Below are 21,505 nucleotides of genomic sequence, written 5' to 3'. Positions count from 1 at the left end.
ATAAAATATTACTAACTGGTATAAATTAGCATATGGGTTGCATTATACAAGTAGTAGGCAAAAAGGATACGGGAAAGACTTCGGCGATTGAAAGAGCTGTTAAGATTCTGAAGGAAAAAGGCTATAAGGTGGCTGTAGTTAAGCATTCTCATCACGAGATTGACATACAAGGTAAAGATACATATCGTTTTTGGGAAGCTGGTTCGGATATTGTAATTTTTAATGATTCAAAATGTGTTATGTTTTATAGATGTAATTTAAATCTTCTTTATCTTCTTCCAGTCGATATTATTCTTGTTGAAGGCTATAAAGATTTAGAATTAGGAAAGAAAATTGAGATACATAATCTTACTGAGGTAGACGAAATTAGTAGAAGAATAGTTAGTGAGGCCGAAAATTGTAAGAAAGAGTGTAATCTCATAATTAACGGTAAAAAAGTTGAATGTAATGATCCATTAACAGTACTATTATATAATTTGTTGAATTATCTTAAGATTAGGGAATTAAAGATTGAGAGTTGAAGGAAGAGAAATAATAAGTGTTGATCCAGACGCTTATGTTATAGATGCGCTCTTCTTTATGAAGAGAAACAATATAAGAAGAATAGTTGTTAGTAGAAGTAACAATATTTTAGGAATTTTTAGTGTTGATGAAGCACTATATCATATAATTAATAATGATGTTGAATCTAAACTAAAAGATGCTAAATTGAAATTTCCAGTCATAGTGAAAAGCAATGAGTTAAAGGAAATAACGAGAAGTATGATTATTAACGATACAGATTCAGTAATTTATGACAATAAGATAATAACGTACAAAGATGTTATATCACAGATAGATTGGTCAAAGAGTAATGCACTTATAGGCGAATTATCTAAAGAAGCTATATTTGTTGAACCATATACAAAGATAAAAACTGTTGGTGAACTTATGTTAAAGAATAAGATTAGACATATGCCCGTTTATGATAAGTTTTTATATGGTATAGTTTCATCAAGAGATATTGTTTATAATTACGATATAGATCTCAATTTAAGTATTAGTAAAATAATGATAGTGGAAGTTTATAGTGTAAGTAAAGAAGAGAGTTTACACACAGTAGTTAGTACGATGATTAAAAGAAATATAGGTAGTGTAATTGTAACTGATTCTAAAAATATAGAGATAGTAACTTTAAAAGATTTGGTTGCTTTTGCTTTATCAAATTTAATATATTAGATATAGTATAGGTATTTTAATGAGCGATATATTTAGATGCCCTATTGACGGTTCTAAGTTTGTTAAGAAATGGGTATGTGAAAAAGGTCATACATTTTCTGAAGTTGATGGAATAATAGATTTATTAACAGAAAACATAAAAAGTGAAAAGATTCTTGATCTAATTGCTCCCGTTTATGAACCTGTTTGGGCCCCTTTAGGTCTTTTGATTACTTCTGGTAAAAGTTATAGTTATATAATGAGAAAAGCAGGAGAAATGATTAGCGGTACTATAGTTTTAGATATAGGTACTGGAACAGGGAAGATCTTTGATTATGTTAAATGTGAAATCTGTATGGGTCTTGATATCTCGTATAAGTTTTTAAAAATATTAAAGGATAAAAGACCAAATGTGATCGCAGTAAGAGGGAATGCATTAAAGCTCCCATTTGCTGATGAATCTATAGATGGTATTTCTGCAATGTTTGTTCTTCATATGTTTCCTTCAGTGTTAGTTGCAGTAAGAGAGATAAATAGGGTACTAAAACATGGTAAGAGATGTGTTGCAACAATTTTAACAAAAAATAACATGATAAGTCAATTTTTAGCTGCAATTTGGGGATTAAGAATACATCCTGTGGATTATTATATAAAGATATTTGAAGAGGTCGGACTTAAAGTAGATTATGAAAAAATTGGTGCTTGGACATTTTTCACATGTGCCAAGCCTTAAATATACTTAAAGAGAAAAGCAAATAACTAATCCCATTAATTACATTTAACATCTGTAATATTATTTGCGTATAAGCTATTGTATAAATTATTACATATAATCCAAAACTTAAGAAGAATATAAATAAGGCCAAAGTACTTAGTGAGGAATATTCTCCCCCACCCATAATTAATGAAAGAAGTTTTGAACTACCCGTAACTCCGTAAAATATTCTTTCAACTCCAAATATTAACCCTATGAAGTAAAATGGATAAGGATTAAACGTGAATAATATCTCTGACAGATTAACATGAACTTTAGTAATCAGCAGTACTGATGTTAAAAACATAACAACTCCTAATAAAATACTTAAACCCCTTTTAGTTAACTGGTTAATTGGATTGGCCAATTCATTAACCCCACTAAAGTTTGACCATATGATATATCGAATAACTCACCTAAAAATATTCCTCCTAATGTCCCTAATATAAGTCCAGCAATACCTCCAAACTGATAACCTAATAGAGCTCCTAAACCTCCTCCTGCTAGTTTTCCAATGTATTTATCCTCAACCTTATATATCTTAGCAAAATCATATCCTCCATTCTTACCTTGCCTAGAAATCAAATAGGCAAAATCAATAATCGCTTCTTTAACTTCATTAATATCATTAGAATTGTAAAGAGTAGTATATTCCTCAACTCCATTATCTCTTCTAAAGTATATTGGAATGAAACCAGCCTTTCTCAATTCCTTAAGGGAATTAGTAAAAGAACCATTGCTAATTACCTTAAAAATAACTTTGTACATATATGATATGATATTACTCCATTTATATTAAGCTTTTCTAGTTCGAAATTAAAACCTTAAATTTTAATTTGATGAAAAGAAGTTTTATTTTAGATACACATGAGAGCTTCGGAAGAAATAAAAAAATATTATGCGATAACTGAATTAGATCTAGATGTTCCACAAATTGCTTCTAAAATGCATGAGCATATTTCATCAGCTATTGATGAGGCCCTTGATAGAGTTAGAGAATATCTTAAAACTCATGGTTATGAAGGTAAATTTCAGGCTAATGTAAATGTATTTGTAAAAGAAGAAGGAGAAACACCCAGGCTTATTCAAACAGTAAAAACTAAAATTATCGTTAAGTAATTTTTTGTATGGAACTATCTGAACCATTAGAAAATTACTTAAAAGAGATTTATGAAATTGAGTTACTTAAAGGATATGCCAGGGTTTCTGATCTTATTCTTGCTTTTAATGTATCACCTGGCACAGTTAGTAAAGCTCTTGAAAAATTAGAGAAAATTGGATTGATTGAAAGAGATAATAAGAAAATTAAATTAACAACTGAAGGTAAGAAGATTGCTGAGAAGCTAATTAGGGCTCATAGGCTTTCTGAAAGGTTATTAACTGATATAATAGGACTTGATTGGATTAGAGCTCATCAACTTGCTCATAGACTTGAGCACATCTGGCCAGAAGATGTGGTAGATAAAATTGATGAACTTCTTGGTAAACCTTTAACTTGTCCTCATGGTCATCCTATTCCGGGAAGAGAAGTTAAAATAAATGGAATAAAATTGTCTGAAGCAGAATGTAATAAAAAATATAAAGTTATAATGATTATAAGAGAAGAAGAATGGATTTTATCTATGGCCGATGAGCTAAATATTAAACCTGGGGTCGAGATAAAATTAATTAAAAAGAGTGACAATGATTTTGTAATAGAAATTGATAGTAAAAAAGAATCTATTCCTAAAGCACTAGCTGAAGAGGTGCTAGTTAGTGAGTGAACTTTCAGATTTAGAGAAAAAAATACTTATTCATATTTACAAATATGGTCCCGATAATCCATGGTATATGGCTAGGAGGTTGTTAGGTGAAAGTGGTTGGGCGCCTAAATATAGTGAAGACGAAATTGAAAAAGCTTGCAAGAAATTAGAAGAAGAGGGTCTGTTGCAAAGATTTCAAGGTGCCTTAAAAAGAAGTGTTACATCTTCAGTCAAGCCATGGCTAAAAGTTAAGGCCAAGGAATTGGATCATAAGCCTAAGGGAATATATTATGATCTAACGAAAAAAGGTAAAAAAATTGCGTCAGAACTATATAAGGAGACTAAATAACATGGATAAAATAATAGAGAAAATATTAACATTTTCAGACCCTTATATAGCCTTAGATGAAAGAGTAGTAATCAAGAAGAATGAAATAATAGTTGAGGGCAATCATTTTCCTTATACAAAACCGGCACTTATTGCTGTTGGAAAAGCTTCATATAAAATGGCTAAATTTTTTGTAGATAAACTTGAAGATGTTAAAGGTTTAATTATACTTCCAAAAGGTTCTTATGTTTCTCTTCCGAAGGTAAAGGTAATCGAATCTACTCACCCAGATATCTCTGAATTAAGTTTTAAGGCAGGAACGGAAGTTATTAAGTTCCTAAAAAATGAAGATTACGACCTACTAGTTTTTCTTCTTTCTGGTGGAGCTTCAGCATTAATGGAATATTCTAATGTACCTTTTGAGATATTAAGAGATATTAATGAGAAATTAGTTAAATCTGGACTAAGTATTAATGAAATAAATATAGTAAGAAAACACTTATCATTAATTAAAGGTGGAAAATTAACTGAGTTCTCCAAGGCTCCTATTTTAACTTTAATAGTTAGTGATGTTCCAGGAGGGGATTTAAGTGCTGTAGGTAGTGGTCCAACTTTGCCAGATAGTAGTACCGTAGATGACGCTAAACTTATTTTAAATAAAATAGGTTTAGGAGAATATTCCAAATATCTTATTGAGACGAAGAAAGAGATTCATAATTCATTCAATTTTTTAATTCTTGATATAAATATTGTTTTAAGAAAATTAAAAGATATAGTCCAAAATCCTATTATTTTATCTAGTGAGATAAGAGGCGATGCATATTCTTTTGGCCAGAATTTAGCTGGGATTGTTAATACTTCTTTTAGTAACCTAGGCTTAAAACCTCCCTACACTCTTTTAGCTGGAGGAGAACCTGATGTAAAAATTGAAGGCAAAGCAGGTAAGGGAGGAAGAAATGGTGAAGTTTGTTTAGGTTTCTTAAAATGGGTTAAGAGGGATTACCGTCACAAATTTAAACTTTATGCTATAGCTACCGATGGAATAGATGGAAATAGTGAGTATGCTGGTTGTATTGTTGATGAAGATACAATAGTTGATAATATTGAGTATTATATTTATTCTCACTCCTCTTATGAGGCTTTAGAAAAAGTTGGAAGAGTTGTTAAAACCGGTTACACATTTTCAAATGTCAATAACGTTTACGTTTTAGAAGTTACTTGATTTTTAAATCGATTTTAAGCTTCCATTCTCCATCATATATGTTTTCTCAGCTAGCTTTGTATCTTCGATGTCTTGTGTAACATATATTATATCTATCCCATAAATTCTAGCTAAATTAATATAATTTCTTATGAAATTTCTCTTATTATTTATATTACTAAAGCCTTCATCCACTAGTATAACTCTGGGTCTAGCTATAATAGCAGTTGCAAGTGAAACTTTTTCTTTATTACCAAGACTCAATTGTCCAACTTTTTTATTTTCATTAATTGGTACGTCTAACATCTTAGCAATTTCAATAATCTCTTTCTCATCAACTTTTATTTTTCTAATCTTTGCACCCCAAACGAGATGTTTCCTAACATTAAAATTAGGTATGTATGTTTCTTGGTTCACTAGGACAATATTTCTTTTGTTTATAGGTAAATTAGTAATATCTCTACCGTCAAGTTTTACATATCCTCTATCTGGTTGTATTATTCCAGATAAAATTTTAAGAAAAGTAGTCTTTCCACTTCCATTTTTTCCTATTATTGAAATTATACCTTTATCCTTAAACTGTATATTGAGAGCAAAACCAGAATAACGTTTTTCTACTTCAGCCTCAAGCATTGATTACTATTAATTATCTAAAAGTTTTAAAAATTTTGACTATATAAATATAATCTTCTAATATAGGGACTGATGAAAATATTTAAATATAGGAATATTTCTAATTAAATACAAATGTCGAGGCACAAGGTATATAAGGCAATCTCTTCTTATGTCATTATAGCAATAGTTATAATAGCAATAGTAGCAGTAGCTGCTGTGTTGTTGCTAACTCACCATCCATCATCGTCTTCAGTTACAAGTACTACCACACCAACAACTACATCATCTTCTGTTTCTCCTTCATCAAGTGGTCCGGTCATTGTCTATGTTGCTGGTGCCTATAAGGCTATATTTGACTATTTAGCTAAGCAGTTTGAGAACCAGACTGGAATTACTGTAGACGTAGTACCAGGAGGCTCATTCGGATTAGCAGCTCAGATTGCAAAAGGACAACCTGTTAGCGTTTTTGTACCAGTGGCTTATATTCAAGCTGTTGAATTAGAAGGTAATAGAGACCCAGGTTGGGCAATAGCTTTTATCTCTGACCAAATGGCTATAATTTACAGTAACTATACTACTCAAAGTCCTTACTGGAATCAGTTATATTCAAACTATACGATGGCTATGAAAACTAATGAAAGCCAATACTGGTATAACTTCTTCTATTTATTAACAACAAAGTTTAGTCTAGGTATTTCAAACCCAAGTAGTGATCCTGAAGGCTTATATGCTTATTTGATTTTAAAGATGGCGGGTTATCTGTATGCTAATCATAGTTTTGATTACTTTATTAACTTAGTTAATCACAATCCAAATGTTGTATCAGCACCTACTACAGCAGACTTTGTCCCAGATCTAGCAACAGGTAAACTTGATTTTACGTTCTCTTATGTATCTTATGCAATTTCTCAGCACTTACAATATTTAAAACTTCCTCCATGGTTAAGCTTTGGATATTATCCTAATGAAACTAGTTGGGATAGTTTCTTCTTCTATAAAATAACAGTTAATGGCCAAACGTTGAAGATTTATGGAAATCCTGTTTATCTATATATAACTATTCCAGTAAATGCCTCAAATGAACAAGGAGCTATAGAGTTTGTTGAGTTTATAGTAGATCATGTTCAAGAACTATCAATGTTTGGTGTAACACCGATAACTCACCCATTATTATTCTATCAAAACAAGAGCGATGTTCCATCACAAATTCTTAATCTGTTAAATCAAGGTGTACTACAGTATGGCGGGAACTTCAGTGCAGTTTAATCTTTTTAAGGCATTAGTATTTTTTCTAGCTTTTCTCCTCATTTTCCCAATTCTTGCAGTTCTTTATTATGGTTATGGTCCTTATTTTTCTATGAAATATGCCTTCGGGAGTGCCATAGTAAGATCAATAGAGTTAACGTTTTTTGCTTCCTCCATTAGCATTATGTTAATCATAATTCTATTTACTCCTTTAGCCTATTACTTAGCTAGACATAGAAATCCGATCATAGAGGCTATTGTTGACATTCCTGCTTCAGTTCCTCATCCAGTAGTTGGTATAGCTTTACTTTTTATAGATAGTCCATTAAATCCTCTAGGAAGATTTTTAGAAACCCATGGAATAAATTTCTTCTTTACATATTTAGGTTTAATACTTGCCTTAATGATAGTTTCTTCACCTATTTATGTAAGAGCAATGCAGAACTTTTATGAAGCTCTTCCAAGAAGCCATGAATATTATGCATTAAGTCTAGGAGCTTCAGAACTAAGAACTTATTTTAGAGTGATTTTACCATCCTCAGTAAGAGGTATAATATCTGCTGGTTTAACTTCAATGGCTAGAGCTATAAGTGAGTTTGGTTCAGTTGTTATTGTTGCACCTTATGTTTCTGGATGGATATTTAATGGTGTTCCGGTAGCCTCAGTATGTGTCTACAATACATTTTTAACATACTTTAATGCATCAGTAACTGAAGCTTCAACATTAATTCTCTTCTCTCTAATTCTAGTAGCAATTACAAGAGTGTTTATTTACTTTAGTTTTAAGAGAGAAGGATTGTAATGTTTTATCGTTATTTTCAATAATTTCTAATTTTTTGATCCAGCTCATTTAGTCCCTAAAGTTTTATGTCAAAAATCTTTTATCAATACCTCTTTTTTCAGATTATAAACACTATCTGAAGATAATTACTCTTAACTTAATTAACGAAAAGTTTAATCTCAAGTAAATACTTAAAAATGATTAATAAGAAAATGTAATTAATGAGGAAACCAACCTTAACTGAAAAAGTGATGATGGGTTGTTCACCTGATGATAAACTGTAAAGATTTAGATTGTATAACTAAAATAGCTAATGATATACTGCTTAAGGAAGGTATATCAAATGAGAACTTTAACGTTATTATAATAGACTTACCCTATAATGTAATTTCCCTAGTAGAGGATAAAACAGTTAAGATAAATTCAGTTAGATTTGAGAGTTTTTCTGTTCAAAGTAGCGGAGAGTATGAGATTACTTCTTCTTATCTTCTAATAGCTATACTTTACGCTTTTATAAAAAACATAGATAAAATAAAGGAGATTATAAGAAAATACTTCGGTGAAAATTCTGTTGTATTTAAACTTATCGATATTGTGCTATAATATACCAGAAGAACTTAAGAATATAGAAATAGAACTATTCTCAGGTTTTAGACCTTATTACGTTGAGAGACGAAGGATAAAAATAAATATCTCAGTAATAGAATTTTTATCAAGATTTTATTCTTTTTGTGATTTAATTATAGCAATCTCTTTATACCTTATCCAGTATATCGAATCAAGAAATAGAAAAGAAATACTGATTAAAATTTTTGAAAAATATAGAAATTATTTTGATATAGTTATTGATTTTATTTCTTTTTATCAATAGCTTTCAAAGCATTTATAACGAAATCTTCTACTATTTTTTCTGGTGTTGATGATTTCATTACTGCACTAGCAACACCAATACCATCAGCTCCTAATTCGATTGCTTTATATACATCTTCGCCTGTCGTAATCCCAGCTCCAGCAATTAAGTAAACTCCTTCTACCTTTTTTATCTCGTTAACTGCTCTTGTTATAACTTCTGGTTTTTCTTTAGATACTGCTCTTCCACTTCCAATTAATTCCGGAGGTTCTATAAGTATAGCGTTGGGTCTAAGTAATGCTAGAGGATGAACTAGTTCATAAGAGTCGGCACAAACAACACTCTCTAATCCTAAATCTCTTATCCTTGTAACTGCCTCGTGTATTTCGTCTAATCTAATTTTTCTTTCACTGTGATTAAGTAATGATCCCTTAGCTCCAGCATCTTTTATCATCTCTGGTAAGATTGCACCTGTATGTGCTCCATGTCTTAATGCATCAACATGCTGTGCATATACTGGTATTTCCAAAATTTGAGAGAGTTTATATATCATTGTTGCTGGAACTGATATAATAATGGGTACTCCGTAATCCTTACTGACTTTCTCTATCTTTTTAGATATCTCTACTCCTTTTTCTCCATAGGAATTCTCATATGCCTTGTAGTTGATCAATATTATAGGGGGTTTCACAATATTTTCTCTGGTAGGAAATATTGAAATTTTGTGGTATTGATTTGGCTGTTAAAAGACCTTCAGCTGTTGGAATATTAGAAAATAACATTGTATGTGTTAAAGAGCTTATGGATAATATAGAGATTTATGAAGAATGTAAGGATGCTTTAGTTATTTCAATAGATGCGCCTTTATCTACTTCTAATGGATTTAGGGAAGTTGACAAAGAGATGCTAAGAAAAGGTTATAAAGTTTTACCTCCTTCATGGATGAGAGAATTAGTTAATAAGGCTATAGCTCTAAAGGAAATGTTTGTTAATAAAATCGTGATAGAAACTCATCCTACTTCTTCCATTAAGAATCTTAATTTAAATTGGAGAGAGTTTAGTAGTAAAAAAGATATTATAGATGCAGTTATATGTGCTCTAACTTCATATTATTATTTCATAAGAAAAACAATGGAGATTTCGTCCGTTGATGGAATTATATATATTTTACCTCAAGAAAAGATTGAAATAAACAAAATTAGTGATAAATGTTTTAGAATAATTTCTCAATATCTTCAAGGAGTTTCTTAATTCTTGAGAAAGATAAGATAGTGATTATACTGCCTATGACTATCGAAAGTATAAAAGCTATTATGTTAAATGAGATTAGTTTTAGGAAGAATATTTCAAATTCAAAAACATTTATTATAAAAACTATTACAAAGAATAATTCTACTATAAATTCAGCCTCCCCATACTTTCCTCTAATGTTATTTGTTGTGGTTACAAGGAGAATAAAAAGCATAGCTGGGATTACTACGATTAATATGTAAGAAACATAAATCAAGAAAGGGCTTATTGTGTATAGTAAATAAATCAGATAAGCCCCAGAAAAAGTTATAGTTACACTTATAATTATGTACCTTACCATTACTATCACTATTTCTGGGATTTTAAATTGGTGAGATGAAGCTCTTCTTACAATATTATCTACTTTGTTTAGGCTTAATTTATAGTAAATTTTATTTAGAATAGAGATTATTGCCTTGTTCCTAGTTGTTACTATACTTGCGATTGTAGATGATATTGCTACTACAATGCTAGAAATATTGTACGCTGATAGTACTGGTAATCCTTCTTGTAAAGCTGTTAATGAAATTACGATTCCAAATTCACTAAGAGAGCTCATGAAAAGTCCAGTTCTAAATGCTCTAATAAACTCTATGCCAGATATCCAATACGCAGTACTAAATGCTATATATTTTGTAAGTACTAGAACTATAGAAATAGGTAGAGCATAAAATAAGTAAGTTGAAAGTTTAATATAACTTCCTGCGACAAAGAAGAATAGGATTAGCGTAAAATCTGTTAAAGGCTTAATGCTTTTCACAATTTTTTCACTATCTGAAGAAGCATAAGAAGTTCCTATCCCTAGAAGAAAAGAAGCTAAAGTAGAAGGTATATTAAGTAACTGACTTAAAATATTAAAAAGAAATACGGAAGCCACACCAGATAAAATTATTGAGTCATCAGAGAAGTTTATGGTAGGATTTATTAATAATTTGGATATTAAGTATCCTAAAGTAATAGAAATAAGTGCTGAAACTATTATTTCTATAAGGTTAAAGGAATTAGATGAGATTACACCCAGAACCACAAAAGCTACTGTGTCTTCTAAAGATGAAACTGAGAGTACTATTTTTAAATCATTCTGATCAAGTGTTTTCTCAGCTAATTTGTACGCAATTGAAGTACTGGTATTAAATCCTATTACTACAAGAAGGATTGTACTTATGAAATTAAGTCTTATGAAAAGGGAAATTAGCATAACTACTGTAGTAACAACTAGAAATTCAGTTAGAACTATGAATAAAGCTCTCCTAAATATTTTCTTTAAATCAATTAAATTAACAGATACGCCCATTTCAAATGAAAGCAAATTTACTGCAAGAAAAGTTAGAAACTGAAATATTGAACTACTATAATTTAATCCTAATTCTACTCCTATTATTCCAGATACAAGATAAGCAATAACTGGAGAAACGTTTATTCTTCTGAGCAAAAGCCCTAAGAAGCTAGCAATAACAAGTACTTCAGCTAAGCTAGTAAATTCACTCACAAAAATTAATTATTTCCTTGTCAATATAACTATTTTTGTAGATGTTAATCAAAAGCTTTACAATCGAGAGCAATATATTAAAAGATAATCCTTTAAAAGATCCCAGTGTTAGAAAACTCTATTCCATAGAGGTTGGAGATGTAACTCAAGCTCCAATAGTAATTTATTTGAGTGGATTTTTCTCTTCTTCTATCACACTCTTAAACTATGATCCCTTATCAGAATCTATAAATGAAAAACTAGAAAGACTACATAAGGAGGGAAAAGTTAAGAACTTAATCTTCATACTTCCAGATCTTTTTACAAAATTGGGTGGGAATCAATACATAAATTCGTCAGCAGTAGGGATGTACGAGGATTTTATTATAAAAGAATTAATCCCTTACCTTTTTGATGTATACGGAAAGAGGGATGTAATATTAATGGGAAAATCTTCTGGGGGTTATGGTTCTATAGTTTTAGCTATGAAATACCCAGAAGTAATAAGTGGTCTAATAGATCATTCTGGAGATTCATATTTTGAATATGTTTACTTACCTTATTTTCCTCATGCTATTAGGCATATAAGGAGAGAAGGTAGCCTTAATAAGTGGTTAGAAAAATATTGGAGTAAGGAAAATAAGAAGGATAAAGATGATCTTAACACACTAAATATTATTGCCATGGCCGCATTTTATTCGCCAGAAGGTACAGAGATTGTTTTGCCATTCGATCTTGATACCGGAGAAATAATTGAAGATGTTTGGAAAAAATGGTTAGAAAAAGATCCAGTAAGATTGGTAGAAAAATATGCTGATAATTTGAAAAAATTAAGGCTGATTTATCTTGATGTGGGTAATAAAGATGAGTTTAGGTTAAATTTTGGTATGAGGATACTACACAAGAAAATGCTAAGGTATAATGTTAAGCATGAATTTGAAGAATATGAGGGAGGTCATTTTAATACTTCTTATAGATACGATATATCCATTTCGTTAATAAGTAAGGTGTTTAATGGTGACAATAGTTAAGATTAAGGAAAAGTTTTTTCTTTTGAACGAAGACGGAGTAATGGAGTTAAACGAGGATATAAAAAAGATAGATGTGCTAGTTGTCCACACAGTTAATGAAGAAGAAATCATAAAAGCTAAGGAGAACGGGTATAAGCTTTTCGAGTGCAAGGATGATGTTAAAGACTGCCTTAATAAAATATACAATATTTTATTTACTAGAAAAAAATCATGTAAGTTCGCATAAATTACAATATCCTCCCTTAAATTCTTGCCAGTTCTTATCAAATTTAAATTCACAGCAAATTTTCTTTCCTTCTAGTACAAGAGGTAACCATACTTTATCGTCTTCCCACATTTCTTCATAAGGTATATAATTTAGCCAAATAGGTATTGCTTCATCAGTTTCTTCCGGTTTTCCTTCGTATTTATCTGTAACAAACACATATGTTGTTTCCGCTTCATAATCATCTAGGTAAAACTTTATTTTTCCTACAAGCTTAGGTTCAAAAATAGTAATGTTAACTTCTTCTTTAACTTCTCTTATTGCACATTCTTCAATCTTCTCTTTATCTTCAACCTTACCTCCAGGGAATGTAATTAGACCTTTCCCTAATCCTCTCTTTTTCCTTATAAATAATAAAAAATTATTATTAGCCTTTATAATTACTAAACAAGTAATCATTTTGCAGGAAAACCTGGCTTAACTAATTTTGATAAATCTAGTATCCTATCTATTTCATCATCCTTAAACCCTAACTCTTTTAATGCTTCTCTTATAGACATTCCTTTACTTAATCTCTTTCCTATTTCGCTAGCCTTATCATAACCAATTATAGGTGATATTACAGTAATTAACGAAGGACTGCTTTCAGCATATCTTTTCATTTTTTCTATATTAGGAATCATACCATTAATTACCAAATCTCCAAATTTATTTAATGCCTCTGTAAGTAAGTTTATTTGAGTAACCACATTATATCCAATCAAAGGAACGCCCATGGCTAACTCAAACTCGCCTAACATTGATGCAAATTGATTGGCATGATCTAATCCTACTACTTGAGCTGAGACTAATAATGTTGCCTCCGCAGTAACTGGGTTTGTTTTACCCGGCATAATACTACTTCCAGCTATTTCTTCTTGAGTAGGTAGATCTATTTCATTGAAACCAGTCATTGGTCCAGAAAACATTAATCTAATATCTTGTCCAAGTCTGTAAAGATCTACCGCAATTGTTCTCATAATACCGCTTAGACTAAGTAAGTCCGTTAAAAGCCTTAATCCTCTAAACTTATTAGCTGGTTTGAAGCCTAATCCAGTTTCATTATTAACCTCTTGAATAACTCTCAGTTGAAATTCTGGATGTGAGTTTAATCCAGTACCTACTGCAGTGCCACCAATAGGAAGCTCCTTAACATATTCTAGTACTTGTTGTAAATTGGTCATATCGTGGTAGAAAGCGTCTGCATATGCTGAAAGCTCTTGACCTAAGGTAACTGGTAACGCGTCCCTTAAATGAGTCCTTCCAGATTTCACAATATCCTTAAATTCTTCACTTTTTCTATTAAGAATAGAAACAAATTTACTAAGTGCTGGTATAAGTTGTTCTTCAACTGCTGAAGTTGCTGCTATTCTTATTGCGGTAGGAACAGTATCGTTAGATGATTGCCCTAAATTTACGTGATCATTTGGGTGAACTTTTTTTCCAATCATTTCAGTTGCCCTTTCTGCTATCACTTCATTAATATTCATATTTAGTCCAGTACCAGAGCCTGTTTGAAATACATCTAAAACTATTTTATCATCATGTTTTCCTTCCATAACTTCTTTTGCTGCTTGCATAATACCTTTAGCTATTTCTTTTTCCAACTGGTTAAGATCAGAATTAACTTTTGCTGCTGCGTATTTTATAAGTCCCATAGCCCAGATTATTTTTCTAGGAAATCTAGTTCCTGTGTTCATAAAAAGTTTTGGTGCAGTCTCAGTGTATTTCATCATATAACTAAAGTATTAATCATTAATTACTTTTACGTTAACTTATTTAGGATATCAGAAAGATTTTTTATGATGATAGTTAAACGTTTTATCTTAGGCGAGTATTCTACCAATACTTACTTAGTTATTTCTGGAGATGAAGGAATATTAATAGACGTCGCAGAAAATCCATCTGAGGTTATAGATTATATCTTAACAAATAACATAAAACTTAAGTCAATTTATGCCACGCATGGGCATTTTGATCATGTATTGGGTGTTACTGAAGTAAAGAAATATTTTAATGTTCCATTCTTCTTACATAGAAGTGATTTACATTTATTAAGACGAGATGAAAGGACTAAAGGAATAGTACCAGATGGTTTCATAGATGAAAAATCTATAATAAAAATAGGGAATGAAGAACTAAAAGTGATAGAGACACCAGGACATACAATGGGTAGTGTCTGTTATATTTTTGATGACGGAATTTTTACGGGAGACACATTATTTAACGGAAGTATTGGAAGGTATGATTTAGGAGGAGACAAAAATTTACTAAAAAAGAGTCTAAATAAGTTAATGGAATTAAATGACGGATTAACAGTTTATCCTGGTCATGGTTTCTTTACAACTCTGGGATACGAAAAGTTAACTAACCCCTTTTTGAACGGAGAATTCGAATGGTGAATTAGGAAAAATCGTTATATATTTCGATATCGAGCATTATAGTGGTAATTATGTTTCACTTATTTCACGGAATTTCATATTTCATTTATTCTCTTTCATTCACAATTATAACTATTCTTTATTTCTTTTTAAATTCATTTTTTGCAGTAATAAGTAATAATAGAAAAACTCAACGCTCAAGTTTTTATAACCTCTCTGATCTTACAGTTGTGATACCAGTTTACAAGGAGGAAATAGATATTTTTGAAAAAGTTATAAGGACTTTATATGACACAAGGTTAGAATTTATTGTTGTAGGGGATAGTGTTCTAGAACCATACAAATCAATTACGGAAAGATATGGTGGTAAATTTATTTATATGCGTGAACATAAGGGGAAAAGATACGCGTTAGCCGAGGGAGTTAAGTATGTAAGATCTCCTCTAGTGATGTTTCTAGATAGTGATACGATTATTTACAAAGACTCTATACTAAAGATGTTAAGTGTTTTTGATGAGTCAGTAGGTGGAGTAGGGCCAAATATTAGAATTATGTATGACGAGAAAAATAAATATGCATATTATTATGGCGAGTTCTTTGAGAGATTAAGTGAGATAGTAAACAGGGCGGTAAACTATTTTGGAAGTGCTATAATATTAAGTGGACAGTGTGTAATATATAGGACCGAACTCGTAAAGCCATATATATTATCTAAAGAGTTTTTAGAGCCTAAAATGTTTGGAAGACCAATTAAAATTTCCGATGATAGAGATTTAACCGATTTTGTTATAAAAAAAGGGTATAGGGCTGTAAAAGTCTTTGATGCAGTGGCATATACAAAACCCCCTAGAGACATAAAAATGTTTACGAAACAAGTAACTAGATGGACAAGAGCAAATTATCTTAATTTTATAAGGGAGATAGCTGACGGTAGTATAAGTAAAAGGGGTTCATTATACGTTTTTAATATGATATACACTAATCTGTTACCATTATTTACGCTCTTGTTCCTTTATATGAGTTTCACTAGAATTCTTAAGATCTATTCCTCAATTAATGTAATTACTACTAAGCTCTTATTACTATTGTATCTGCCAACCCGTTACCATTCCGACTTCTTTATCTTTTATTTATTCTTGCATTACGGAGGATTTATAGCTATAATACCCTTTGTAATGACCATGATTTATTTAATTCCAGAAGATAAATTGAAAACTCTAATATACGGTTCTATCGCACTAGCAGTACAATATATTGCTTCCCTATATGCTATGATAACTTTCTGGTGGCAAGATTGGTTAACTAGATAACTCTTTTCTCTTTCTAAAAAAGGCCATTTCAAGCTTAACCGCATGAGGGCACAATTTTTCCCCACATTCACAAGAAGAATCAATTAGCCTAAATCCCTTTACAGTTACCTTTACATGATAGTAACCTAAAGCACATCTAGCTGGGACTAAACCCTCTATTTCTTCAAAATCTCCTTTCTTCTCAGCTTTTATAATTTTTATATCCATAAAAAATAATTTATGATATCTCCTTCTTTAATTCTTCGTATGCCTTTTTAACTTCTTCTACCGAAGCTTCATCTTCAAGAGTTGTGATATCGCCTACTGGCTGATTAGTAATAACAGCCTTTACTACTCTTCTCATAATTTTACCACTTCTTGTCTTTGGAAGTTTAGATACAAAGTAAATACTACTTAATGACGCTATAGGTCCTACTTGCTCTCTTACCCACTCATTTAAGCTCTTTTTCAACTCCTCATTTGCTTTTTGTCCTACTTTCAATACTACAAATGCAACTGGTACTTCACCTTTTAATGGATCTGGGACTCCTACAACTGCTGCTTCAGCAACGGCTGGGTGATGTATTAAAGCAGACTCTAACTCATATGTTCCTAGCCTATGTCCTGCTACTTTAATTACCTCATCAGCCCTACCTAATATCCAGAAGTATCCATCAGAATCTTTAACAGCGAAATCGCCGGGATAAAATATACCCGGGAATTTAGACCAGTATACTTTAACATATCTATCTGGATCTCCCCAAATAGTTAATGGCATTCCGGGCCATGGTTTTCTAATCACTAAGTATCCTCTTTCCTCAGGTTTTGTAGGATTACTGTTTTCACTAACAACATCTACATCAATTCCCGGTAACGGCATTCCATTAGTTCCTGGTTTCAAAGGAATTAAATAAAGGCCGGGTAAATGACTAATCATAATACCACCGGTCTCAGTCATCCACCAAGTACTACCAAACGGTATGCTTTCTTTTCCTACCAATCTGAAGAACCATCTAAATGCCTCTGGGTTTATTGGCTCTCCTACAGAATGCATTAATCTTACAGAAGAGAAATCTCTACTTTTGTATACATCCTCTCCTAATTTCATGAAAGACCTTATTGCTGTAGGTGAAGTATAAAGTATCGTAACACCGTATCTCTCAATTATAGATGCCCACCTATCTGGGTTTGGATAATCTAAAGCTCCTTCATACATTACTGTTGTTGCTCCTTCTAATAGAGGACCAAATACTATATATGAATGACCAGTAATCCAACCAATATCAGCAGTAGTCCACATTATATCATTATCTTTAATATCGAATACCCAATTCATTGTAGCGCGAAGAATAGTTAAATACCCACCAGTATCATGAACTATTCCCTTTGGCTTGCCAGTGGTTCCGGAGGTATAGAGAATGAATAGAGGATCTTCACTCTTTGTTCTCTCTGGCTCTACATATGCATTCAAAGGAACTTGCTTATATACATTATCGAGATATTCGTCTCTACCTTCTTTCATAGTTATATTATTATTCGTTCTTTTTACAACCAAGACTTTCTCTACAGTAGATGTATTTTCTAATGCCTTATCTGCTATATCTTTTAGTGGAACTATTTTACCTCTTCTCCAACCTCCATCAGCCGTTACTAATAATTTAGCTTTAGCATCATTAATCCTATCCGCTAACGCTTGAGCACTAAATCCAGAAAACACTACACTAAATATTATCCCCAATCTAGCAGCGGCTAACATAAATATAGGTAATTCGGGTATCATTGGTAAATATAATGATATAGCATCACCCTTCTTTAACCCATAAACTTCCTTAAGAATATAAGCCACTCTATTTACTTCTCTATATAATTCACCATATGTAATATATCTTACCTCTTTTGGCTTATCACCTTCTGCCGGTTCTCCTTCCCAAATTATTGCTACCTTATTTTTTCTCCAACTCTTTGCATGTCTATCCACAGCTAAATAGGAAGCATTTATTTCGCCACCAACAAACCACTTATAAAATGGCGGATTAGAATCATCAAGTACCTTTTCCCAAGGCTTAAACCACTCTAATTGAGAGGCAATTGATGCCCAAAAATCTTTATAATTTTCAGTAGCTATTTTATGTAACTCCTTATATATTGATGGTGAAATTACTTTACTCTGGTACTTACTTGGTATTATTTTCTCTTCAAATGGAAGAGACCAGTTTACTGACATAAATTAAAATAGGAAAAAACCAATATAAAGTTTTTAAGTATGATTATACCTTAACGAAAATCTGAATTAGACTATTTTTAAGATTTATGAAATAAAACTAAGGTCAATAAGTTGATAATTCGGAGGGTAGATTAAGTTTATATCATTAGTTAAATTTTTATATTCCGATATCGAATTAGATATTGGAATGAAAGTAGCAATACCCGTAACAAATGGATATGTAGAAGGACCTGGAGAAGCACTAAAAGTTCAAATATATGAAATAGAAGGGCAAGAATACAAGTTAATAGAAGAATACGAAAATCCAGCTTTAAAAGCTATGGCTGTCAGGGGAGCACATATGCTAAAATCGGCAATAGATAGAGGTGTAAACGCTGTAATTGTTGCTGAAATGGGGCCACCAGGATTAAGATTACTTCAAAACTATAAGATAAAAGCATATTTAGCTGAAGGGTTAGACGTAAAAACAGCAATAGAGAAGTTTATAAAAGGAGAATTACCGGAAATCATAAAACCTACACATGAGGAACATCATCATCACTATTATTAACAAAATGTTTTTTCTTTAACTTAATAACTTTATATCATGGTTAGATATGTTATACTGGGAAATGGATCACTAACATTATTAGCTGATTCTAAATTAAATTATAGAGAATTATATTATCCACTTCCTATTGATAATCATCTTCATGAAAGTAAGATCGGCCTATGGGTAGATGGGAAATTTTCATGGTTTTCTGATTTACCAATAAAATTAAATTACGAAGAAGATACTCTTTCTGTAACAGCATCAGCCGAATTTAACGGAGTAAAAGTCAAAGTAAAAGATGCTGTAGATATGGCTTATAATATTTTAGTTAGAGAAATTAGCTTAACTACTAATAAGGAGACCAGAGTATTTTTCCATTGGGATTTTCATATAAATGGAAATGATATAGGTGATACAGCTTTATATGACCCATTCACATCTTCTATTATTCATTATAAAAGAGATAAATGGTTTATGTTTAAGTGTGATATTCCGTTCTATCAATATGCTACTGGCTATAAGGAAACCGCAGGATATTTAGGTACATGGAAAGATGCAGAAGATGGAGAACTTTCCGGAAATCCAATAGCACAAGGAGCAGTAGATTCCGTTACAAGTATAAGGGTATCCTCAAATACAGTATTCTATTGCTGGCTAGTATGTGGAAGAAATTATAATGAAGTGTTTCAAAAGAATAACTATGCTTTGAGAAAAACTCCTAGAGAATTATTAAGAAGAACAGAAAATTATTGGAAGGCATGGCTAGTTAAAGCCAGAGATTATGATAGCCTAGTCAGACGAAGTTTACTAATCATTGCAGCTCATTGGCAAAATAATGGCGCACTTCCAGCAGCCTTAGACACTGATATTATGAGATTTAACAAAGATACATACAATTATGTTTGGCATAGAGACGCGGCTTTTGCAGCAATAGCGTTAACACTTTATGGCTATCAAGATCCTATAAGAAATCTTTTTAATTTTACTAAACCCTTGATTTTTAATGGTTTTCTCTTCCAGAAGTATACTTGCGATGGCAATTGGGGTTCTACCTGGCATCCGTGGAATCCAAGAAGCATACCAATACAAGAAGACGAAACAGCATTAATGCTTTATGCCTTATGGGTTCATTTTAGTAGATTTACTGACATAGATTTTGTAAAGCCGCTTTATGCTCCCTTCGTAAAGAAGATTGCCGAATTTTTAGTCTCTTATAGAGATGAAGAGACCGGTTTACCTTTACCATCATATGATTTATGGGAAGAAAGGCTTGGGACACACTTCTTTACATCTTTGGCCGTATATGCTGGATTAATGTCAGCTTATAAGTTTGCTGAATTCTTTGGTGATGAAAACTTAAAGGATAAATATCTCACAGCGGCTAACGAAGTGAAAAAAGGATTAGAAAGATTTTATGTTGGTGATCATTTTGCTAGGACTATTTATGAAGATAACAGTATTGATAAAACTGTAGATGCGAGCACATTATTTGCCTCAATTTTAGGACCTTTTGATCCTAAAGACCCAAGAGTTATAAGTAATAGGAAAGCCGTAGAAGAGAAGCTTAATATAAATGGCGGAATTGCTAGATATGAAAATGATTGGTATTTAAAACAAGACGAAAAATCTAATGCTTGGTTTATTACAACACTATGGCTAGCTCAACAATACATTCTTGAAGGTAATAAAGAAAAAGCTAAAAAATATATAGACTGGGTTATATCTCATATGCTACCAACGGGGATTATTCCAGAACAAGTAAGTCCTAAAAATACGTATCCGTCGGTTGCTCCATTAGTTTGGAGTCATGCAGAATTCGTTAAAACCATTTATTATTTTAAGCAGTTAGGATAAATGAATTTTATTCATGAGCAGTATTTTAAGTATCTAGGTATTGACAAAAAATAGAATGAGTTAAGTTTCCTTTGAGAATTGCAATATTCTCATAGAATTAGAATAATTGCATGAAGAAATAATTGATTATATGTTACTATCCCCATTAAGTCTGCGATATAAACTCCTTGGTCTCCTAAATTGTCGCTGCATAATCAATTTTTTAATCTCAAAATGAGAAAATAAAGTGAATTTGCAAAAGAGCCATGAATTTCCCAAAAAATTCCTTCATCGAATGAATCTCTTTGACTTAAGACTTGATTTTTATTAATTATAACTGAAATATCCCTAAGCCAATAAAGGAATATCTTTAACAAAACTTTAGTGTAACGTAAAAACGTAACTATATTCTGATAAGTGCTACGTAGCTAAAATATAGGATTAAATTGCTGGCAGAATATAATCAGACTATGGCAGTTTTGCATAGCTTTTGATTACTT

26 protein-coding genes are annotated in these 21,505 nt (G+C 31.5%); 17 read left to right on the top strand and 9 right to left on the bottom strand.

Annotation, left to right across the window (positions count from 1 at the left end; translation table 11 throughout):
• Positions 1-32: 32 nt before the first annotated feature.
• From mobB to D1869_RS11155, 3 genes are read left to right on the top strand one after another with little or no spacing between them, the layout of a single operon-like run.
• The gene (mobB, locus tag D1869_RS11165; RefSeq protein WP_156015158.1) at positions 33-521 is read left to right on the top strand and encodes a molybdopterin-guanine dinucleotide biosynthesis protein B; all 489 of its coding nucleotides are present in this window, start codon (positions 33-35) and stop codon (positions 519-521) included.
• The gene (locus tag D1869_RS11160) at positions 511-1,218 is read left to right on the top strand and encodes a CBS domain-containing protein (RefSeq protein ID WP_156015157.1); all 708 of its coding nucleotides are present in this window, start codon (positions 511-513) and stop codon (positions 1,216-1,218) included. Before mobB ends, D1869_RS11160 begins: the two co-directional genes overlap by 11 nt.
• 19 nt (positions 1,219-1,237) lie before the next feature.
• Positions 1,238-1,930: a class I SAM-dependent methyltransferase gene (locus D1869_RS11155; RefSeq protein ID WP_156015156.1), complete on the top strand. Its 693-nt coding sequence runs from the start codon at positions 1,238-1,240 to the stop codon at positions 1,928-1,930.
• On the opposite strand, the gene D1869_RS11150 is transcribed toward D1869_RS11155, so the two are convergent.
• Together D1869_RS11150 and D1869_RS11145 are read right to left on the bottom strand one after the other, a co-directional pair.
• Positions 1,911-2,318 carry a hypothetical protein gene (locus tag D1869_RS11150; RefSeq protein ID WP_231113615.1) on the bottom strand — a complete coding sequence of 136 codons (408 nt, stop codon included), beginning with the start codon at positions 2,316-2,318 and terminating at the stop codon, positions 1,911-1,913. The two genes, D1869_RS11155 and D1869_RS11150, sit on opposite strands and share 20 nt — an antisense overlap.
• The gene (locus tag D1869_RS11145) at positions 2,294-2,719 is read right to left on the bottom strand and encodes a hypothetical protein (RefSeq protein WP_156015155.1); all 426 of its coding nucleotides are present in this window, start codon (positions 2,717-2,719) and stop codon (positions 2,294-2,296) included. Before D1869_RS11145 ends, D1869_RS11150 begins: the two co-directional genes overlap by 25 nt.
• Positions 2,720-2,818: 99 nt before the next feature.
• Between D1869_RS11145 and D1869_RS11140 the strand changes: the two genes are divergently transcribed.
• Genes D1869_RS11140 through D1869_RS11125 form a run of 4 tightly spaced genes read left to right on the top strand, consistent with a single transcriptional unit; the run spans position 2,819 to position 5,243 of the window.
• On the top strand, positions 2,819-3,070 hold the full coding sequence (locus D1869_RS11140) for a hypothetical protein (protein WP_052846713.1): 252 nt from the start codon (positions 2,819-2,821) through the stop codon (positions 3,068-3,070).
• A gap of 8 nt (positions 3,071-3,078) precedes the next feature.
• Positions 3,079-3,714: a metal-dependent transcriptional regulator gene (locus D1869_RS11135; protein ID WP_156015154.1), complete on the top strand. Its 636-nt coding sequence runs from the start codon at positions 3,079-3,081 to the stop codon at positions 3,712-3,714.
• Positions 3,707-4,042: a DUF2250 domain-containing protein gene (locus D1869_RS11130; protein WP_010980110.1), complete on the top strand. Its 336-nt coding sequence runs from the start codon at positions 3,707-3,709 to the stop codon at positions 4,040-4,042. Before D1869_RS11135 ends, D1869_RS11130 begins: the two co-directional genes overlap by 8 nt.
• Position 4,043: 1 nt before the next feature.
• The gene (locus D1869_RS11125) at positions 4,044-5,243 is read left to right on the top strand and encodes a glycerate 2-kinase (RefSeq protein ID WP_156015153.1); all 1,200 of its coding nucleotides are present in this window, start codon (positions 4,044-4,046) and stop codon (positions 5,241-5,243) included.
• 3 nt (positions 5,244-5,246) lie between these two features.
• On the opposite strand, the gene D1869_RS11120 is transcribed toward D1869_RS11125, so the two are convergent.
• Positions 5,247-5,855, bottom strand: a complete 609-nt coding sequence (locus tag D1869_RS11120; protein WP_156015152.1) for an ATP-binding cassette domain-containing protein — start codon at positions 5,853-5,855, stop codon at positions 5,247-5,249.
• Between the two features lie 114 nt (positions 5,856-5,969).
• Between D1869_RS11120 and D1869_RS11115 the strand changes: the two genes are divergently transcribed.
• The 3 genes from D1869_RS11115 to D1869_RS11105 all read left to right on the top strand — a co-directional run bounded on the left by D1869_RS11115 (position 5,970) and on the right by D1869_RS11105 (position 8,466).
• On the top strand, positions 5,970-7,103 hold the full coding sequence (locus tag D1869_RS11115) for an extracellular solute-binding protein (RefSeq protein ID WP_156015151.1): 1,134 nt from the start codon (positions 5,970-5,972) through the stop codon (positions 7,101-7,103).
• Positions 7,078-7,884 carry an ABC transporter permease gene (locus D1869_RS11110; RefSeq protein WP_156015150.1) on the top strand — a complete coding sequence of 269 codons (807 nt, stop codon included), beginning with the start codon at positions 7,078-7,080 and terminating at the stop codon, positions 7,882-7,884. Before D1869_RS11115 ends, D1869_RS11110 begins: the two co-directional genes overlap by 26 nt.
• A gap of 249 nt (positions 7,885-8,133) precedes the next feature.
• Complete coding sequence (locus tag D1869_RS11105) at positions 8,134-8,466, top strand: hypothetical protein (protein WP_156015149.1); 333 nt, start codon at positions 8,134-8,136, stop codon at positions 8,464-8,466.
• 248 nt (positions 8,467-8,714) lie between these two features.
• Here the strand turns inward: D1869_RS11105 and tpiA are convergent, their stop codons facing one another.
• The gene (gene tpiA, locus D1869_RS11100) at positions 8,715-9,404 is read right to left on the bottom strand and encodes a triose-phosphate isomerase (RefSeq protein WP_156015148.1); all 690 of its coding nucleotides are present in this window, start codon (positions 9,402-9,404) and stop codon (positions 8,715-8,717) included.
• Between the two features lie 23 nt (positions 9,405-9,427).
• On the opposite strand from tpiA, the gene D1869_RS11095 reads away from it, so the two are divergent.
• The gene (locus D1869_RS11095) at positions 9,428-9,964 is read left to right on the top strand and encodes a DUF429 domain-containing protein (RefSeq protein ID WP_156015147.1); all 537 of its coding nucleotides are present in this window, start codon (positions 9,428-9,430) and stop codon (positions 9,962-9,964) included.
• Here D1869_RS11095 and D1869_RS11090 read toward each other — a convergent pair.
• A complete protein-coding gene (locus tag D1869_RS11090) occupies positions 9,927-11,492 on the bottom strand; it encodes a cation:proton antiporter (RefSeq protein WP_184650978.1) in 1,566 nt (521 codons plus the stop codon). The genes D1869_RS11095 and D1869_RS11090 overlap by 38 nt on opposite strands.
• 41 nt (positions 11,493-11,533) lie before the next feature.
• Between D1869_RS11090 and D1869_RS11085 the strand changes: the two genes are divergently transcribed.
• Together D1869_RS11085 and D1869_RS11080 are read left to right on the top strand one after the other, a co-directional pair.
• Positions 11,534-12,502: an alpha/beta hydrolase-fold protein gene (locus tag D1869_RS11085; RefSeq protein ID WP_156015145.1), complete on the top strand. Its 969-nt coding sequence runs from the start codon at positions 11,534-11,536 to the stop codon at positions 12,500-12,502.
• Positions 12,489-12,728, top strand: a complete 240-nt coding sequence (locus D1869_RS11080) for a hypothetical protein (RefSeq protein ID WP_156015144.1) — start codon at positions 12,489-12,491, stop codon at positions 12,726-12,728. The genes D1869_RS11085 and D1869_RS11080 overlap by 14 nt, the downstream gene beginning before the upstream one ends.
• Here D1869_RS11080 and D1869_RS11075 read toward each other — a convergent pair.
• Positions 12,711-13,166, bottom strand: a complete 456-nt coding sequence (locus D1869_RS11075) for an 8-oxo-dGTP diphosphatase (RefSeq protein ID WP_156015143.1) — start codon at positions 13,164-13,166, stop codon at positions 12,711-12,713. The genes D1869_RS11080 and D1869_RS11075 overlap by 18 nt on opposite strands.
• Complete coding sequence (locus tag D1869_RS11070; RefSeq protein ID WP_156015142.1) at positions 13,163-14,479, bottom strand: class II fumarate hydratase; 1,317 nt, start codon at positions 14,477-14,479, stop codon at positions 13,163-13,165. Before D1869_RS11070 ends, D1869_RS11075 begins: the two co-directional genes overlap by 4 nt.
• Positions 14,480-14,551: 72 nt before the next feature.
• Between D1869_RS11070 and D1869_RS11065 the strand changes: the two genes are divergently transcribed.
• Positions 14,552-15,148, top strand: a complete 597-nt coding sequence (locus D1869_RS11065; protein ID WP_184650977.1) for an MBL fold metallo-hydrolase — start codon at positions 14,552-14,554, stop codon at positions 15,146-15,148.
• Positions 15,149-15,357: 209 nt separating this feature from the next.
• A complete protein-coding gene (locus D1869_RS11060) occupies positions 15,358-16,437 on the top strand; it encodes a glycosyltransferase family 2 protein (protein ID WP_184650976.1) in 1,080 nt (359 codons plus the stop codon).
• Here D1869_RS11060 and D1869_RS11055 read toward each other — a convergent pair.
• Together D1869_RS11055 and acs are read right to left on the bottom strand one after the other, a co-directional pair.
• Positions 16,426-16,644, bottom strand: a complete 219-nt coding sequence (locus D1869_RS11055; RefSeq protein WP_156015139.1) for a hypothetical protein — start codon at positions 16,642-16,644, stop codon at positions 16,426-16,428. The genes D1869_RS11060 and D1869_RS11055 overlap by 12 nt on opposite strands.
• Before the next feature lie 10 nt (positions 16,645-16,654).
• Positions 16,655-18,640, bottom strand: coding sequence for an acetate--CoA ligase (gene acs, locus D1869_RS11050; RefSeq protein WP_156015138.1), 1,986 nt, complete (start codon positions 18,638-18,640; stop codon positions 16,655-16,657).
• Between the two features lie 187 nt (positions 18,641-18,827).
• On the opposite strand from acs, the gene D1869_RS11045 reads away from it, so the two are divergent.
• Positions 18,828-19,190, top strand: a complete 363-nt coding sequence (locus tag D1869_RS11045) for a NifB/NifX family molybdenum-iron cluster-binding protein (protein ID WP_156015137.1) — start codon at positions 18,828-18,830, stop codon at positions 19,188-19,190.
• Between the two features lie 36 nt (positions 19,191-19,226).
• Positions 19,227-21,026 carry a glycoside hydrolase family 15 protein gene (locus tag D1869_RS11040; protein WP_156015136.1) on the top strand — a complete coding sequence of 600 codons (1,800 nt, stop codon included), beginning with the start codon at positions 19,227-19,229 and terminating at the stop codon, positions 21,024-21,026.
• The last annotated feature ends 479 nt before the right edge of the window (positions 21,027-21,505 follow it).

Origin of the sequence: Sulfurisphaera ohwakuensis, assembly GCF_009729055.1 — an archaeon.
GTDB lineage: Archaea > Thermoproteota > Thermoprotei_A > Sulfolobales > Sulfolobaceae > Sulfurisphaera > Sulfurisphaera ohwakuensis.
This window is presented reverse-complemented; position numbering and strand designations above follow the sequence as displayed.

Excerpts from the sequence above, each read along its gene's own strand:
- D1869_RS11125 (WP_156015153.1), top strand. The coding sequence starts at position 4,044 with ATGGATAAAATAATAGAGAAAATATTAACATTTTCAGACCCTTATATA.
- acs (WP_156015138.1), bottom strand. The coding sequence starts at position 18,640 with ATGTCAGTAAACTGGTCTCTTCCATTTGAAGAGAAAATAATACCAAGT.
- D1869_RS11065 (WP_184650977.1), top strand. The coding sequence starts at position 14,552 with ATGATAGTTAAACGTTTTATCTTAGGCGAGTATTCTACCAATACTTAC.
- D1869_RS11105 (WP_156015149.1), top strand. The coding sequence starts at position 8,134 with ATGATAAACTGTAAAGATTTAGATTGTATAACTAAAATAGCTAATGAT.
- D1869_RS11085 (WP_156015145.1), top strand. The coding sequence starts at position 11,534 with ATGTTAATCAAAAGCTTTACAATCGAGAGCAATATATTAAAAGATAAT.
- D1869_RS11075 (WP_156015143.1), bottom strand. The coding sequence starts at position 13,166 with ATGATTACTTGTTTAGTAATTATAAAGGCTAATAATAATTTTTTATTA.
- D1869_RS11155 (WP_156015156.1), top strand. The coding sequence starts at position 1,238 with ATGAGCGATATATTTAGATGCCCTATTGACGGTTCTAAGTTTGTTAAG.
- D1869_RS11040 (WP_156015136.1), top strand. The coding sequence starts at position 19,227 with ATGGTTAGATATGTTATACTGGGAAATGGATCACTAACATTATTAGCT.
- mobB (WP_156015158.1), top strand. The coding sequence starts at position 33 with ATGGGTTGCATTATACAAGTAGTAGGCAAAAAGGATACGGGAAAGACT.
- D1869_RS11070 (WP_156015142.1), bottom strand. The coding sequence starts at position 14,479 with ATGAAATACACTGAGACTGCACCAAAACTTTTTATGAACACAGGAACT.
- D1869_RS11115 (WP_156015151.1), top strand. The coding sequence starts at position 5,970 with ATGTCGAGGCACAAGGTATATAAGGCAATCTCTTCTTATGTCATTATA.
- D1869_RS11055 (WP_156015139.1), bottom strand. The coding sequence starts at position 16,644 with ATGGATATAAAAATTATAAAAGCTGAGAAGAAAGGAGATTTTGAAGAA.
- D1869_RS11135 (WP_156015154.1), top strand. The coding sequence starts at position 3,079 with ATGGAACTATCTGAACCATTAGAAAATTACTTAAAAGAGATTTATGAA.
- D1869_RS11110 (WP_156015150.1), top strand. The coding sequence starts at position 7,078 with ATGGCGGGAACTTCAGTGCAGTTTAATCTTTTTAAGGCATTAGTATTT.
- D1869_RS11140 (WP_052846713.1), top strand. The coding sequence starts at position 2,819 with ATGAGAGCTTCGGAAGAAATAAAAAAATATTATGCGATAACTGAATTA.
- D1869_RS11045 (WP_156015137.1), top strand. The coding sequence starts at position 18,828 with ATGAAAGTAGCAATACCCGTAACAAATGGATATGTAGAAGGACCTGGA.
- D1869_RS11120 (WP_156015152.1), bottom strand. The coding sequence starts at position 5,855 with ATGCTTGAGGCTGAAGTAGAAAAACGTTATTCTGGTTTTGCTCTCAAT.
- D1869_RS11145 (WP_156015155.1), bottom strand. The coding sequence starts at position 2,719 with ATGTACAAAGTTATTTTTAAGGTAATTAGCAATGGTTCTTTTACTAAT.